14 protein-coding genes are annotated in these 13,685 nt (G+C 67.9%); 8 read left to right on the top strand and 6 right to left on the bottom strand.

What is annotated here, in order from left to right; genetic code table 11:
* Positions 1-8 precede the first annotated feature (8 nt).
* A complete protein-coding gene (locus EV672_RS03720; protein ID WP_133606312.1) occupies positions 9-737 on the bottom strand; it encodes a response regulator in 729 nt (242 codons plus the stop codon).
* A gap of 220 nt (positions 738-957) precedes the next feature.
* On the opposite strand from EV672_RS03720, the gene EV672_RS03715 reads away from it, so the two are divergent.
* The 3 genes from EV672_RS03715 (at position 958) to EV672_RS03705 (ending at position 3,658) form a co-directional block, all read left to right on the top strand.
* A complete protein-coding gene (locus EV672_RS03715; protein WP_133606310.1) occupies positions 958-1,578 on the top strand; it encodes a DUF2147 domain-containing protein in 621 nt (206 codons plus the stop codon).
* Positions 1,579-1,598: 20 nt separating this feature from the next.
* A complete protein-coding gene (locus tag EV672_RS03710; protein WP_243738488.1) occupies positions 1,599-2,213 on the top strand; it encodes a redoxin domain-containing protein in 615 nt (204 codons plus the stop codon).
* A 68-nt stretch (positions 2,214-2,281) separates the two neighbouring features.
* Positions 2,282-3,658: an alpha/beta fold hydrolase gene (locus EV672_RS03705; protein ID WP_133606308.1), complete on the top strand. Its 1,377-nt coding sequence runs from the start codon at positions 2,282-2,284 to the stop codon at positions 3,656-3,658.
* Between the two features lie 37 nt (positions 3,659-3,695).
* On the opposite strand, the gene arsC is transcribed toward EV672_RS03705, so the two are convergent.
* Positions 3,696-4,121, bottom strand: a complete 426-nt coding sequence (arsC, locus tag EV672_RS03700; protein WP_133606306.1) for an arsenate reductase (glutaredoxin) — start codon at positions 4,119-4,121, stop codon at positions 3,696-3,698.
* 188 nt (positions 4,122-4,309) lie between these two features.
* Here arsC and EV672_RS03695 point away from each other — a divergent pair, with 188 nt between their 5' ends.
* Both EV672_RS03695 and groL read left to right on the top strand, forming a co-directional pair.
* Complete coding sequence (locus tag EV672_RS03695; protein WP_133606304.1) at positions 4,310-4,600, top strand: co-chaperone GroES; 291 nt, start codon at positions 4,310-4,312, stop codon at positions 4,598-4,600.
* 52 nt (positions 4,601-4,652) lie between these two features.
* The gene (gene groL, locus EV672_RS03690) at positions 4,653-6,299 is read left to right on the top strand and encodes a chaperonin GroEL (RefSeq protein WP_133606302.1); all 1,647 of its coding nucleotides are present in this window, start codon (positions 4,653-4,655) and stop codon (positions 6,297-6,299) included.
* A 96-nt stretch (positions 6,300-6,395) separates the two neighbouring features.
* On the opposite strand, the gene EV672_RS03685 is transcribed toward groL, so the two are convergent.
* Entirely contained in the window at positions 6,396-6,563 is a 168-nt protein-coding gene (locus tag EV672_RS03685) for a DUF3149 domain-containing protein (RefSeq protein WP_133606300.1), read from the bottom strand.
* A gap of 165 nt (positions 6,564-6,728) precedes the next feature.
* Here EV672_RS03685 and EV672_RS03680 point away from each other — a divergent pair, with 165 nt between their 5' ends.
* Entirely contained in the window at positions 6,729-9,023 is a 2,295-nt protein-coding gene (locus tag EV672_RS03680) for a patatin-like phospholipase family protein (protein ID WP_243738487.1), read from the top strand.
* Positions 9,024-9,056: 33 nt separating this feature from the next.
* Here the strand turns inward: EV672_RS03680 and EV672_RS03675 are convergent, their stop codons facing one another.
* From EV672_RS03675 to EV672_RS03665, 3 genes are read right to left on the bottom strand one after another with little or no spacing between them, the layout of a single operon-like run.
* Positions 9,057-10,196, bottom strand: a complete 1,140-nt coding sequence (locus EV672_RS03675) for a protein-glutamate methylesterase/protein-glutamine glutaminase (RefSeq protein ID WP_133606298.1) — start codon at positions 10,194-10,196, stop codon at positions 9,057-9,059.
* Positions 10,197-10,211: 15 nt separating this feature from the next.
* The gene (cheD, locus tag EV672_RS03670) at positions 10,212-10,919 is read right to left on the bottom strand and encodes a chemoreceptor glutamine deamidase CheD (RefSeq protein WP_133606296.1); all 708 of its coding nucleotides are present in this window, start codon (positions 10,917-10,919) and stop codon (positions 10,212-10,214) included.
* Between the two features lie 26 nt (positions 10,920-10,945).
* Positions 10,946-11,794 carry a CheR family methyltransferase gene (locus tag EV672_RS03665; protein WP_243738486.1) on the bottom strand — a complete coding sequence of 283 codons (849 nt, stop codon included), beginning with the start codon at positions 11,792-11,794 and terminating at the stop codon, positions 10,946-10,948.
* A 354-nt stretch (positions 11,795-12,148) separates the two neighbouring features.
* Here EV672_RS03665 and EV672_RS03660 point away from each other — a divergent pair, with 354 nt between their 5' ends.
* Positions 12,149-12,859, top strand: a complete 711-nt coding sequence (locus EV672_RS03660; protein WP_133606515.1) for a GGDEF domain-containing protein — start codon at positions 12,149-12,151, stop codon at positions 12,857-12,859.
* Between the two features lie 8 nt (positions 12,860-12,867).
* The gene (locus tag EV672_RS03655; protein WP_243738485.1) at positions 12,868-13,668 is read left to right on the top strand and encodes a MinD/ParA family protein; all 801 of its coding nucleotides are present in this window, start codon (positions 12,868-12,870) and stop codon (positions 13,666-13,668) included.
* The last annotated feature ends 17 nt before the right edge of the window (positions 13,669-13,685 follow it).

Here is a 13,685-nt window from a genome sequence, read left to right as displayed (position 1 = left end):
GGGCATCCTCATGCCGCCACCACCTCGGCGCACAGCACATAGCCCTCGTTGCGCACGGTCTTGATGTAGCGCGGCTCGCGCGGGTCGTCGCGCAGGCGCTGGCGCAGCCGGCTGATGAGCAGGTCGATGGAGCGGTCGAAGGCCTCGGTGTCGCGGCCCTGGGTGAGGTTGAGCAGCTGGTCGCGGTGCAGCACGCGCTGGGGGTGGTCAAGCAGCACGCGCAGCAAGCGGAACTCGCCCCCGGTGAGGGACACCAGCGTGCCTTGCGCGTCCAGCAGGTGGCGCGCCGTGGTGTCCAGCGTCCAGTCGCCAAAGCGCAGGGCGCGGGCCTGGTGCACCGGCTGCAGGTTGGGCGGCAGCATGCGGGTGCGGCGCAGCACGGCGCGGATGCGCGCCAGCAGCTCGCGCGTGGCGAAGGGCTTGGCGAGGTAGTCGTCGGCGCCCATCTCCAGGCCCACGACGCGGTCGGTTTCCTCGGCGCGCGCCGTCAGCATCAGGATGGGCACGTGGACATCGGCGCGGCTGCGCAGCCAGCGGCACAGGCTCAGGCCATCTTCGCCGGGCAGCATCAGGTCGAGCACCACGAGGTCGATGCGGGCCGACGCCATCACCGCGCGCGCCTGCACCGCATCGCGCGCCGGGCTCACGCGCAGGCCGCTGTCGGCCAGGTAGCGCGCCACCAGGTCGAGCAACTGCCGGTCGTCGTCCACCACGAGGATGTGATCGGGGGTGTCCATGGCCGAAACCTTAGCCGATCCGGGTGTCGGCAGGGCGGCCACGCAGGCCCGCGATGCGGGGGCATGTGTATCGCTCTTTGTCTGAGAGGGCTTGCGCTGCCTTGCAGACACACGCTGGGCGGGCTGCGACACACGCCCTGACCTGGCTTTGGACACAGTGACATCACCAGGCCGCTGTCAGGTCTGCACGCCTTCCCACGACCCACACCAGGAGCCTGCCATGCGCTTCCCTTTCATCCCTTCCTTCAGCGCCGCCCCCGCCGCCCTCACCAGCCTCATGCTGACCCTGCCCCTGTCGGCCCAGCCCCTGCCGCCCGAGCTGTTCCTGCCGCCCTTTCCCGAGCTGGGCCGGACGACATCCGCCGGTGTTGCCGCCAGTGCCTCGCCCCGGTCAGCCGGCGAGGCCGCGTCCGGCCTGCTGGGCCGCTGGGTCACGGCCAGCGGCAACCTCGAAGTCGAGATCGCACCTTGCGGCCAGCCCCAGCCCCAGCCCCTGTGCGGCACCGTGACCCGCGTGCTGGGCCACCGTTCCATGGCGCGCGATGGCGAGATGCAGCCGGTGGACGCCCGCCCCGCCGTGGGCATGCAGATCCTGCGCGGCCTGACCCTGGCCGCCAGCGAAGACCCCCAGGCCAGCGGTGCCCCCTGGTTTGGCGAGATCTACAACCGCGAGAACGGCCGGACCTACCGCTGCCGCGTGCACCTCGGCACCACCGGAGGCGCACGCCATGATCTGGTGGTGCGGCCCTATGTGTTCACCCCCCTGTTCGGCCAGACACAGCACTGGCAACGCGCCGGCGCCGAGCTGGCCCAGCAAGCCCAACCGAAGGAGACCCCATGAAACCTCCCATGAAACCTGCCATGAATCGACCCATGCGACCGATGCGGCCGATGCGACATCCCTGGGCCTGGCCCGCCCTGGCCCTGGCCGTCACCCTGGCCGCCTGGCCGTGGCCCGCCACGCCAGGGCACGCCGCCGATGCGCCTGCCGTGGGTTCGCAGGCAGCCCCGGTCACCGCGATCCACGCGGCCAAGGCCTTGCGCGCCGCGCCACCGCTGGTCGGGCTGGGCCCGTGGTTCAACTCACCGCCCCTGAACCTGCCGGCTTTGCGCGGCAAAGTGGTGCTGGTGGATTTCTGGACGCACGGCTGCAGCAACTGCATCCACACCTTGCCCCACGTGCAGGCCTGGCACCAGCGCTACAAGGACCAGGGGCTGGTCGTCATCGGCGTGCACACGCCCGAGTTCCCCTCCGAGCGCGAGGCCGCCAACGTCCAGGCCGCCATCCGGCGCCACGGCCTGGGCTACCCCATCGCCATGGACAACGACTTCCGCACCTGGGAGGCCTGGCGCAACGCCTACTGGCCGGCGCTCTACCTCATCGACAAACAAGGCCGCGTCGTCTTCCAGCACGTGGGCGAGGGCGGCTACGAACACACCGAGGCGCGCATCCAGGCGGCTTTGCGGGCGCCGTGAGGGGGCGGTGCGGCGGGGTGGGCGTGGTCCAATGGGCCGCATCCACCCACCTGGTGCCTGTGTTGGCCATGCCCATGTCTGCGTCCATTTCCTTGCGTGTGCGTTTGCGTTTGCGTTCGTGTTGGCGTTCGCAGGGGCGCTTCGCTCTGCCCGCCCTGGCCCTGGCCCTGGCCTTGCTGGCCCTTGGGCCTGCGCGCGCCGGCGATGTGCCCGCGACGGCCCCGGTCCAGGCCTCGCCTCCATCCGCCTGGCCCGAGCTGCAGGTCTCGCCAGCACAAGCCCAGGCCTACACCCTGTCCGACGAAGCCCGCTTCGCCCAGTCCGGCTGGCAGGCCATCGAGCAGGCGTCGATGCAACTGGCCGAGCGCCGCATCGGGTCCTTCGAGGGCGTGCCCACCGGCGCGCTCGTGGGCATGTTGGGTCGGCCCGTGCGCATCCACTTCCGCTTCCACACGCACCGCCACGAGCAACGCGGCGCCGTCATCGTGGTGCCGGGTTTCACCGAGGGCCTGTCGGTGTACCAGGAGGTGGTCCACGACCTGCTGCGCAATGGTTACTCCGTTTACATCCACGACCACCGCGGCCAGGGCTTTTCCAGCCGCCTGTTGGGTGGTGAAGACCAGGCCGACAAGGGCCACGTGGACCGCTTCGACCGCCTCGTGGCCGACTTCGAGCGCTTCACCGCCCTGGTCCGGCAAGCCCGTGCGGCCGACCCCGTCCAGGCACAGCGGCCCATCTTCCTGCTGGCCCACTCCATGGGCGGCGCGGTGGTGGCCTTGCACCTGGCCCGACGCGGTGGTGACACGCCTTTCGCCGCGGCGGCCCTCGTCACGCCGATGTTCGAGCCCACGGTGGCGGCCCGCGATGTCCCCCAGCGCAAAGCACCCTGGGCCGACCGCCAACTGCGCCAGTGGTGCCACAGCGGCGCGTTCGGCCTGCCGTTCAGCTTGCCGTGCTTGTCTGCAAAACGTGTGCGCGGGGATGGTTTTGCGGCCGACCTCGCCGCCTTCGAGGCCTTGCCAGACCCGGCCTCCGCGGCATTGACGCACAGCGTGGTGCGCCACCGCATGCGCTGGTTCAACCGTGCGGGCCGCTGCGACGGCCCCGATTGCGGCCATGGCGATGCCCGTGTGGCCGGCCCGACGCTGCAGTGGGTGGACCAGGCCTGTGCCGGGGCCGCCGAGGCCCGCGGGCCGGGTGCTGCCCGCATCGCGGTGCCGGTGCTCGTGCTGCAGGGTGGCGAAGACGTGATCGTCGAGCCCGAAGCCCAGCAGGTGTTCTGCGACCAAGTCAATGCCGGTCGCCAGCGTCTGTCAGGTGGCTGCACCGGCCTGCGCCTGCCCGAGGCCCGCCACGGCCTGCTGGTGGAGGCCGATCACCTGCGCCAGCCTGCACTGGTGCGGGTGCTGTCATTCTGGGACGAGGCGGTGCGGCGCGCGCCGTGACTTCACCTCACCTCACATCACATCACATCACATCACATCACTTGACGCGCTGCCCCTGGGCATTGACGACGACCTCGCCGTCCTCCTTGGTGAAGGCGCCTCGCTGCGGCTGCGGCAGGATGTCGAGCACGAGTTCCGACGGGCGGCACAGGCGCGTGCCCTGGGCCGTCACCACGATGGGGCGGTTGATCAGGGCCGGGTGCTGCGCCATGAGGTCCAGCAGCTGGTCGTCGCGCCAGTGCGGCTCGGCCAGCTTCAGCGCGTCGTACAGATCGCCCTTGTCGCGCATGGCCTCGCGCGGTGTCAGGCCACAGTCGCGCACCAGCGCGGCCAGCGCCTCGCGGGTGGGCGGTGTGTCCAGGTAGAGCACCACTTCGGGCTCGATGCCGGCATTGCGGATCAGGGCCAGGGTGTTGCGCGAGGTGCCGCACTGCGGATTGTGGAAAATTTTGACGGGGTCCATGCCGTGAGTGTGCCCCGATCCGCCGCCCCTTGAAACTTTCGAAGCCGTCCCTATAATCATTAGCACTCGCATGGGGTGAGTGCCAGCACCGCCTGAACCCGCCCCGTGCGTCACCTTCCGACACCGATGTGAGCAATCACTCACTCGGCAACACCGTCCAACCGTTGTCTCTCTAGATTGGAGAACCCATGAAACTGCGTCCTCTGCACGATCGCGTGATCGTCAAGCGCCTGGAACAAGAAACCAAGACCGCTTCGGGCATCTTCATCCCTGACGCTGCCGCCGAGAAGCCTGACCAGGGCGAAGTGCTCGCCGTCGGTCCAGGCAAGCGCAACGACAAGGGCGACTTCATCGCCCTGAACGTCGCTGTGGGCGACCGCGTCCTGTTCGGCAAGTACTCGGGCCAGACCGTCAAGGTCGATGGCGACGAGTTGCTGGTCATGCGCGAAGAAGACCTGTTCGCCGTCGTCGCCAAGTAAGCGATTTCGGCCCCAGGCAACCACCCCACATCACTGAATTCGGAGAATCCACATGGCAGCAAAAGACGTAGTGTTCGGCGCAGATGCCCGTCACCGCATGGTTGAAGGCGTGAACATCCTGGCCAACGCGGTCAAGGTCACCCTGGGCCCCAAGGGCCGCAACGTGGTGCTGGAGCGCTCGTTCGGCGCCCCCACCGTGACCAAGGACGGCGTGTCCGTGGCCAAGGAAATCGAGCTCAAGGACAAGCTGCAGAACATGGGCGCCCAGATGGTCAAGGAAGTCGCTTCCAAGACCTCGGACAACGCCGGTGACGGCACCACCACCGCCACCGTGCTGGCCCAGGCCATCGTGCGCGAAGGCATGAAGTACGTGGCCGCCGGCATGAACCCGATGGACCTCAAGCGCGGCATCGACCGTGCTGTGACGGCCCTGGTCGCCGAGCTGAAGAAGGCTTCGAAGGCCACCACCACCTCCAAGGAAATCGCCCAGGTCGGCACCATTTCCGCCAACTCTGACTCCGACGTCGGCGAAATCATCGCCAACGCCATGGACAAGGTCGGCAAGGAAGGCGTCATCACCGTGGAAGACGGCAAGTCGCTGAACAACGAGCTGGAAGTCGTCGAAGGCATGCAGTTCGACCGCGGCTACCTGTCGCCCTACTTCATCAACAACCCCGAGAAGCAAGCCGCGCTGCTGGACAACCCCTTCGTCCTGCTGTACGACAAGAAGATCTCGAACATCCGTGACCTGCTGCCCACGCTGGAGCAAGTCGCCAAGGCTGGCCGTCCGCTGCTGATCATCGCTGAAGAAGTCGATGGCGAAGCGCTGGCCACCCTGGTGGTCAACACCATCCGCGGCATCCTGAAGGTCGTGGCTGTGAAGGCCCCTGGCTTCGGCGACCGCCGCAAGGCCATGCTGGAAGACATCGCCATCCTGACCGGTGGCAAGGTCATCGCCGAAGAAGTGGGCCTGGCCCTCGACAAGGTGACCCTGGCCGACCTGGGCCAAGCCAAGCGCGTGGAAGTGGGCAAGGAAAACACCATCATCATCGACGGTGCTGGCACGGCCGACATCATCGAAGCCCGCGTCAAGCAGATCCGCATCCAGATCGAAGAAGCCACCAGCGACTACGACCGCGAGAAGCTGCAAGAGCGCGTGGCCAAGCTGGCCGGCGGTGTGGCCGTCATCAAGGTCGGTGCTGCCACCGAAGTCGAGATGAAGGAAAAGAAGGCCCGCGTGGAAGACGCCCTGCACGCCACCCGCGCTGCAGTGGAAGAAGGCATCGTGGCCGGTGGTGGCGTGGCCCTGCTGCGCGCACGCCAATCGGCTGGCGCCATCAAGGGTGACAACGCTGACCAGGACGCCGGCATCAAGCTGATCCTGAAGGCGATCGAAGCCCCCCTGCGCGAGATCGTGTCGAACGCCGGTGGCGAGCCTTCGGTCGTCATCAACGCCGTCCTGGCCGGTGCTGGCAACCACGGCTTCAACGCCGCCAACGACACCTACGGCGACATGATCGAGATGGGCATCCTGGACCCGACGAAGGTCACCCGCACCGCCCTGCAGAACGCCGCTTCCGTCGCTTCGCTGATGCTGACCACCGAATGCATGGTCGCTGAAGCTCCGAAGGAAGATGCACCTGCTGGCGGTGGCCACGACATGGGTGGCATGGGTGGCATGGGCGGCATGGGCATGTAAGCCCTGGCCCTCGCGCCATGGCGCCCGCCCTCGGGTGGGCGCCCAAGAGAAAGGCCGCTGTGAAGCGGCCTTTTTTCATGGCACCGGGCGGTGCGCTCAGTGCTTGCCGGCCTCGCGCAGCAGGCGGTCGTGGCGCTCGGTGTCTTCCTTGACGTGCTTGAGCACGTACCAGACGAAATAGCCCAGGCCGGCCAGCATGGCGGCGATGCTCACGCCGCTGAGAATGCCGTAGTCGGTGGTGAAAAAGTCAATCCAGGCTTGCATGTCGGGCTCCTCTTGCGTGGGTTCTGCCTTGGGTTCGGCCCCGTCTTGTCAGGGCCACACCGACATCTGACGCCGATTTGCCCTCGCTTGCGCTGATGCAGATCAAACCTGCGCAGCCAAGCCGTGGGTGAGCCCATGCCGGTTTGACGCGGCACAATCTTCGCCATGCGCATGCCTGTCCCCCGCCTTGTCTGTTTTGGTGTCTGCCTGGCCTTGTCCTGCCTGAGTGGCCTGGCCGTGGCGCAGGCCAACGGTGCTGCCGCGGCAACGGCCACGGCCGCCCACCCGCGCATCGGCCTGGTGCTGTCGGGTGGCGGCGCGCGCGGCCTGGCGCACGTGGGGGTGCTCAAGGTGCTGGAGCGCGAGCGCATCCCGGTGGACGTGATCGCCGGCACGTCCATGGGCGCCATCGTCGGTGGGCTGTACGCCAGCGGGCTGGACGCGGCCGACATCGAGCGCGAGGTGGCGCGGCTGGACTGGGGCTCGGTGTTCGCCGTGCGGGTGGACCGCCAGGACCTCTCCCAGCGCCGCAAGGAGCAGGACTTCGAGGTCTCGCCGGTGCTGGAAGTGGGCGTCGGTGGCGATGGCCTCAAGGCGCCGCTGGGTGCCGTGTCCAGCCGATTGCTGGAATCGCACCTGCGACGCCTGACCCTGGCGGCCGGCCAGGTCAAGCACTTCGACCAGCTGCCCACGCCGTTTCGCGCCGTGGCCACCGACATGGAAAGCGGCCAGGCCGTGGTGCTGGCCGATGGCGACCTGGCGACCGCGCTGCGCAGCAGCATGTCGGTGCCCGGCGTGTTCGCGCCGCTGGAGGTCGAAGGCCGCATCCTGGGCGATGGCGGCCTGGTCAACAACCTGCCTGTCGATGTGGCCCGCGGCATGGGCGCCCAGCGCGTCATCGCTGTCAACATCGGCACGCCCTTGTCGCGGCGCGAGACTTTGGGCTCGATCACCGGCGTCACATCGCAGATGATCAACATCCTGACCGAGCAGAACGTGCAGCTGAGCCTGCGCTCGCTGGGGCCGCAGGACGTGCTGATCGCACCGCAGCTCGATGGCCTGACCGCCGCCGATTTCGACCGCGCCATCGACTTCATGCGCCTGGGCGAGCTGCAGGCCGAAGCGCTGGTGCTGCGCATGCAGGACCTCAAGCTCAGCCCCCAGGCCTATGCCGAATGGCAGGCGCGCCGCAAGCTGCGCGTGCAGCCCAGGCCGGTGCTGGCGTTCGTGCGCTTCGCCGGCACCGACATCACCCACCCCGAAACGCGCCCGGACCTGCTGGCCAGCCAGCCTGGCCAGACCTTCAGCGTGGCCAAGGCCGAGCGCGACCTGACCATGCTGGCCGCCTCGGGCGACTACCTGCGCACCGATTACCGCCTGGTCCGCATGGTCAACGGCGAGCAGGGCCTGGTGTTCGATCTGGAAGACAAGCCCTGGGGCCCGAACTACCTGCAGATGGGGCTGGACTTCAGCGCCGACAACCGCGGCCGCAGCGCTTTCAACCTCAAGCTGGCGCACAACCGCCACTGGCTGGACGCCTCGGGCGCCGAGTGGCGCAACTTCGTGCGCCTGGGCACCGCGCCGGCGTTGGTCTCCGAGCTGTACCGGCCCATGAACTTCCGCCTGCCCGATGGCCTGGAGGGCTTCGTGGCCGCCTCGGGCTCGGTGCAGCGCCGCACGCTGGACTACCACGCCGTCCCCGAAACCCAGGCCGATGCCGAGGTGGACCGCCACAACGTCGCTTTCCATGGCGATGTGGGCGTGAACTGGCGCGAGTTGGGCGAGATCCGCCTGGGCCTGCAAGACGAACTCTGGCGCGACGACCCCACCCTGGTCAGCAGCACCTACAGCCTGGCGCGTGCCGCCCAGGGCCTGGACGGTGGCCTGCGCAGCGAGCGCTGGCACGAGCGTGGCTGGCGCCTGCGCGCCGTGTTCGACCAGCTCGACCATGCCTTCTTCCCCAGCAAGGGCTGGCGCATCGAGACGCAATGGATGCAGGGCCGGCGCCTGAGCCGCGATGACTTCGCCGATGGCCCCATCCGCCGCTTCAACCTGCAGGCGCAGGCCGTGCGCTCGTGGGGCGTGCACACCCTCAGCGCGCTCACGCGGCTGGACCTGTCCGACGGCGTGGCCTCGCAGATCCCGCGTTACGGCCTGGGCGGCTTCCAGCAGCTGTCGGGCTTCGCGCCTTTCCAGGTGAGCGGCCAGCAGGTGGCCCTGCTGCGCCTGCGCTACCAGGTGCGCCTGCTGCCGGCGCCCCTGACCCGCGGCACCTTCCTCGGTGTGAGTTGGGAGGGCGGCCAGGCCTGGGAGCAGCGCCAGGACTTCGCCAGCGCGCGCAAGCGCACCGGCACCAGCCTCTACCTGGGCGCAGACACGGCCGTGGGCCCGGTGTACGGCGCCATCGTGCACAGCCCCGGCGTGGGCGCCACCTTCATGGTGTTCGTCGGGCGGCCCTGATGCCGTTGAGCCCGCTGAGCCGCTCCGACACCGTCAGACCCGGCTGAGCGCCTGGCCCACCGTGGCACGCAGGTGGTCGAGCACGTGCTGCGCGATCTGCGTCAGCGGCAGCACCTCTTGCACGGCGCCCGCGGCAATGGCCTCGCGCGGCATGCCGAAAACCACGCAGGTGGCCTCGTTCTGGGCCACGCAGTAGGCGCCAGCGTCCTTCATCTCGCGCATGGCCTTGGCGCCGTCAGCCCCCATGCCCGTCAGCATGATGCCGATGGCGTTGGGGCCCACCACGCGCGCGGCCGACTTGAACAGCACCTCCACGCTGGGCTTGTGGCGGTTGACCGGGTCACCGTCCTGCACGCGGGCGATGTAGTTGGCGCCCGAGCGCTCCACGCTCAGGTGCAGGCCACCGGGGGCGATGTAGGCGTGGCCGGGCAGGATGCGCTCACCGTCGGTGGCTTCTTTGACGCTGATCTTGCACAGGCTGTCCAGGCGCGCCGCGTAGTTGCGCGTGAAGCCCGGCGGCATGTGCTGGGTGATGACCACGCCGGGTGAGTCGGCCGGCAGCGAGGCCAGCACTTCCTTCGTGGCTTCGGTGCCGCCGGTGGAGGCCCCGATGAAGATGATTTTTTCGGTGGACAGCCGACCCAGGCCGGGCGACGTGGTCGCGGGTTTGGCCGTGGCCGGGGTCGCCATGGCGCCGCTGCTGCGCACGGAGGCCGAGGGCGCGCCTGCAGCACCGGCGGGCGCGGTCGCGGGCACATGCAGCCGGTTGATGCGCGCCTTGGCCGCGATGCGCACCTTGTCGGTGATGTCATCGGCCAATTGGCGCAGGCCATCGGCCACACCGATCTTGGGCTTGGCCACGAAGTCCACCGCGCCCAGCTCCAGGGCGCGCAGCGTCACGTCGGCGCCGCGCTCGGTCAGCGTGGACACCATCACCACTGGCATGGGGCGCAGGCGCATCAGCTTGGAGAGGAAGTCGATGCCGTCCATGCGCGGCATCTCCACGTCCAGCGTGATGACGTCGGGGTTGAGGTTGCGGATCATCTCGCGCGCCACGAAGGGGTCGGCGGCCGCGCCGATGCACGTCATGTCGGGCTGACGGTTGATGATCTCGGTGAGCATGCTGCGCACCAGGGCGGAATCGTCCACCACCACCACTGTGATTTTGCTCATGTCCTTGTCTCCGGGTCAGAACAGGTCGATCGAGCCACCGCTGGACGCCACCGGCACCACCCGCTGGGCGGCCGCGCGGTCTTGCTGCACGATCGCATCCGGGTTGCTGGGGGCCAGGCGCTTGACCATGGCTTTGCCGCTGAAGGGCAGGAAGCAGACCTTGCGTGGATAAATGTCGAGCACGTCCTTGGAGACCACAGGAATGCGCTCGGTCTTGAGGTAGTCCATCACGAAGGTGGTGTTGCGCTCGCCCACGTTGATGGTGCTCATGCCGCTGATGACGGCCCCGCCACCGAAGACCTTGGCCTCCATGGTCATGCGCGAGGCGCCCATCTTCATCATCTCGTTGATGAGCAACTCCATCGCGAACGAGCCGTAGCGGCCCGAATCGCTGGCGCCGCCGCCGTTGTCGGGCAGCATGAAGTGGTTCATGCCGCCGACCTTGGCCTGGCGGTCCCACAGGCACACGGCAATGCACGAGCCCAGCGTGGTCATGATCAGCAAGTCTTCGTTGTAGCAGAAGTACTCGCCGGGCAGGATCTTGACCGCCTCGGACTTGAAGTGCGCGTCGTAGAAAAAGAAGGAAGCCTCACCCGGCTTGGCCACGCGGGCCTTCAGGCGCATCAGCCGGTCGGTGCGGTTGAGTTGCAGGCCCATGGGCGGGGGCGATCCGGGGGGCGGTGTGCCTGCGCGGGCGGCGCCCAGCGGTGCGGTGCTGATCATCTGGTGGTCCTTGCTGGCTGGCTGGGTCAGACCCGGTCATAGACCGTCTTGCCCTGCAAGAGGAAGAGGTCGCGCGACTCGGTGAAATTCTCGGAATGGCCCACGAACAGCTTGCCGCCGGGCTTCATCACGCCATGGATGCGCTCCAGCACCTTGCGCTGGGTCGGGGCGTCGAAATAGATCATCACGTTGCGGCAGAACACGATGTCGAAGGCCTCGCCGAGTTGCCAGCTGGTCTGCATCAGGTTGAAGGGCTTGAACTCGACGAAACGCGCCAGCTCCGGCTTGACGCGGATGCTGCCCTCGTTGGCGCCCTTGCCTTTGAGGAAGTAGCTGCGCAGGCGCTGCGGCGACAGGCCGCGCGCGTTGGCGTCATAGACACCGCGCGAGGCGGTGGTCAGCACATGGGTGTCGATGTCGCTGCACAGGATCTTGACCGGCGCGTGCAGGCCCAGGTTCTCGGCCACGGTGATGGCCAGCGAGTAGGGCTCTTCGCCCGTCGATGCGGCGCAGCACCAGATGCGCGTGGGCTTGCTGCCGCGCGCCTTCAGCCACTCGGCCAGGGTGTGGAAGTGGTGCTCTTCGCGGAAGAAGGAGGTCAGGTTGGTCGTCAGGCAATTGACGAACTCCTGCCACTCCTGCTGGTTCTGGTTGGGGCCGCAGCTCTCCAGCCATTGCAGGTAGCTCTCGAAAGATGGGTGACCTGTGTCGCGCAGCCGGCGCGACAAGCGGCTATAGACCATGGCCTGCTTGCCCTCGTGCAGGCTGATGCCGGCGCGCTCGTAAATGAGCGTGCGCACCCGAGCGAAGTCGCGCGCATGGAAGGTGAACTCACGGTCAACCGTGAGGTTCGAAGCGTCGTGGACTGGGTTCATGGGCTCGGACGTCGTTGGCGGCGGTGGAGGGACTCTCGTCATGGGATATCGGAAGGTGGCCGGCAGAGCTTGAGCTTCTGGCCAACACCCAGCAGGTTGCCTGCCTGGCCCGCGCGCCTAGCCCGCAAGATCGGCCGCATTCCCGGGCTTATTCCACAGTGGCGGTGGTGGGCGGCTGTTAGACTGGAAGCGTTGAAATACACCCTTGTGGAGCCCATCATCGCCTTGATCGACTTCGCGTCACAGCCACCTGCCGATCGCCCCGGTGACGGCGCCCTGGCCTGCGCGGACGCTCACCGCAGCGATGCTCCGGCGTCAGCCACCGCCCTCCACGGTTTGCGCCTGGACGCGGCCATGAGCCTGCTGGTGCAGGCGGGCTGGACCGCCCCGGAGGGCGTGATGCATGGCGCCACCTTGTGGCTGCAAGCTGTCATCGATGGCCTGTGTGAACTCTCCAGCCGGGATGCCCTCACGGGCCTGAACAACCGCCGTCAGTTCGAGGCCGCCATCGCCCGCGAGGTTGACCGCGTCGCCCGCATTGGCGAGCCTGCCTTGCTGCTGCTGGCCGACATCGACCACTTCAAGAAAGTCAACGACACCCACGGGCATGCCGCCGGTGACGTGGTCATCCGCGCCGTGGCGGAGTGCTTGCAAGACTGCGTGCGCCCCATGGACCTGGTGGCCCGCGTGGGTGGCGAAGAGTTCGCCATCATCCTGCCCAATTGCCCACCTGCCTTCGGCCAGGCGGTCTCCGAGCGCATCCGCCAGAAGGTGGCCGCCAAGACGGCCGCCATCGTCGGTGGACAGCCCCTGAGCGTGACCGTGAGCATCGGCGGAGCGTTCGCGCCACCCTGGGTGCGATCTTCGGCCGCCTTGTGGTCGGAGCGCGCCGACCAGCAGCTTTACCGGGCCAAGTCCGAAGGCCGCAACCGCACTTGCCTCGACATGCCGCCGCTGACGGTGGTGAGCGCAGAAGAAAAAGGCCTGTTGTTCGCAGGACTCACGCAATCTGACCTCACTGAACCCTCAGGTAGTGGGGACCCCATGCCGAAAACAACGGAATGATGGAGTCCATGACCGCCCCCGCCCCCCAAGCCCCGATCACGACGCCCAGACTCGCCCGCACGGTGGCCATCACCAGCGGCAAAGGTGGCGTGGGCAAGACCTTCTTCAGCGCCAACCTGGCTGCGGCATTGACGCGCCAGGGCATGAAGGTGTTGGTGCTGGACGCCGACCTGGGCCTGGCCAACCTGGACGTGGTGCTCAACCTCTATCCCAAGATCACGCTGCACGATGTGTTCACGGGCAAGGCCGAGCTGGAAGAGGCCATCCTGCCTGCGCCGGGCGGTTTCTCGGTGCTGCTGGCCGGCTCTGGCCTGGTGGAGTACTCCCGCCTGACGCCCGAGGTGCGCGACCAGCTCAGCACCATCTTCGAAGCGGTCAAGCCGCGCTTTGACGTCATCCTCATCGACACGGGTGCAGGCATCTCGGACGTGGTGCTGTACGCGGTGTCGATGGCGCAAGAAGTCATCGTGGTGGCCACGCCCGAGCCCACCTCCATGACCGACGCCTACGCCACCATCAAGGTGCTGGCCTCGCAGCAATCGCGTGAGCAGCTGCACCTGGTGGTCAACCAGGTCACCCGCCAGGGCGATGGTCGCGCCATCTGCAACCAGTTGCAGCAGGTGGTCGAGCGCTTTGTGCAGGGTGCCAATGGCAGCTTCCCGAAGCTGTATTTCCTGGGCGACATCCCGCTGGACCCATGCGTGCGCGACGCCGTGCAAAAGCGCCAGCTGCTGCTGGAACTCCACCCCGGCAGCGCCGCGGCGCAAGGCGTGGTGCAGGTGGCCACGCGCCTCCACGCCCGCGGTTGACAGTGGCTGATCGTGAC

The sequence above is a fragment of the Aquabacterium commune genome (genome assembly GCF_004362855.1).
GTDB classification, from domain to species: Bacteria; Pseudomonadota; Gammaproteobacteria; order Burkholderiales; family Burkholderiaceae_C; genus Aquabacterium; species Aquabacterium commune.
The sequence above is the reverse complement of the archived record's forward strand: the minus strand, read 5'-3'. Positions and strand labels throughout refer to the sequence as shown.

Bases quoted from the DNA above. Each gene is read 5' to 3' on its own strand.
- EV672_RS03720 (WP_133606312.1), bottom strand. From the start codon at position 737: ATGGACACCCCCGATCACATCCTCGTGGTGGACGACGACCGGCAGTTG.
- EV672_RS03715 (WP_133606310.1), top strand. From the start codon at position 958: ATGCGCTTCCCTTTCATCCCTTCCTTCAGCGCCGCCCCCGCCGCCCTC.
- EV672_RS03710 (WP_243738488.1), top strand. From the start codon at position 1,599: ATGAATCGACCCATGCGACCGATGCGGCCGATGCGACATCCCTGGGCC.
- EV672_RS03705 (WP_133606308.1), top strand. From the start codon at position 2,282: ATGCCCATGTCTGCGTCCATTTCCTTGCGTGTGCGTTTGCGTTTGCGT.
- arsC (WP_133606306.1), bottom strand. From the start codon at position 4,121: ATGGACCCCGTCAAAATTTTCCACAATCCGCAGTGCGGCACCTCGCGC.
- EV672_RS03695 (WP_133606304.1), top strand. From the start codon at position 4,310: ATGAAACTGCGTCCTCTGCACGATCGCGTGATCGTCAAGCGCCTGGAA.
- groL (WP_133606302.1), top strand. From the start codon at position 4,653: ATGGCAGCAAAAGACGTAGTGTTCGGCGCAGATGCCCGTCACCGCATG.
- EV672_RS03685 (WP_133606300.1), bottom strand. From the start codon at position 6,563: ATGCAAGCCTGGATTGACTTTTTCACCACCGACTACGGCATTCTCAGC.
- EV672_RS03680 (WP_243738487.1), top strand. From the start codon at position 6,729: ATGCGCATGCCTGTCCCCCGCCTTGTCTGTTTTGGTGTCTGCCTGGCC.
- EV672_RS03675 (WP_133606298.1), bottom strand. From the start codon at position 10,196: ATGAGCAAAATCACAGTGGTGGTGGTGGACGATTCCGCCCTGGTGCGC.
- cheD (WP_133606296.1), bottom strand. From the start codon at position 10,919: ATGATCAGCACCGCACCGCTGGGCGCCGCCCGCGCAGGCACACCGCCC.
- EV672_RS03665 (WP_243738486.1), bottom strand. From the start codon at position 11,794: ATGAACCCAGTCCACGACGCTTCGAACCTCACGGTTGACCGTGAGTTC.
- EV672_RS03660 (WP_133606515.1), top strand. From the start codon at position 12,149: ATGAGCCTGCTGGTGCAGGCGGGCTGGACCGCCCCGGAGGGCGTGATG.
- EV672_RS03655 (WP_243738485.1), top strand. From the start codon at position 12,868: ATGACCGCCCCCGCCCCCCAAGCCCCGATCACGACGCCCAGACTCGCC.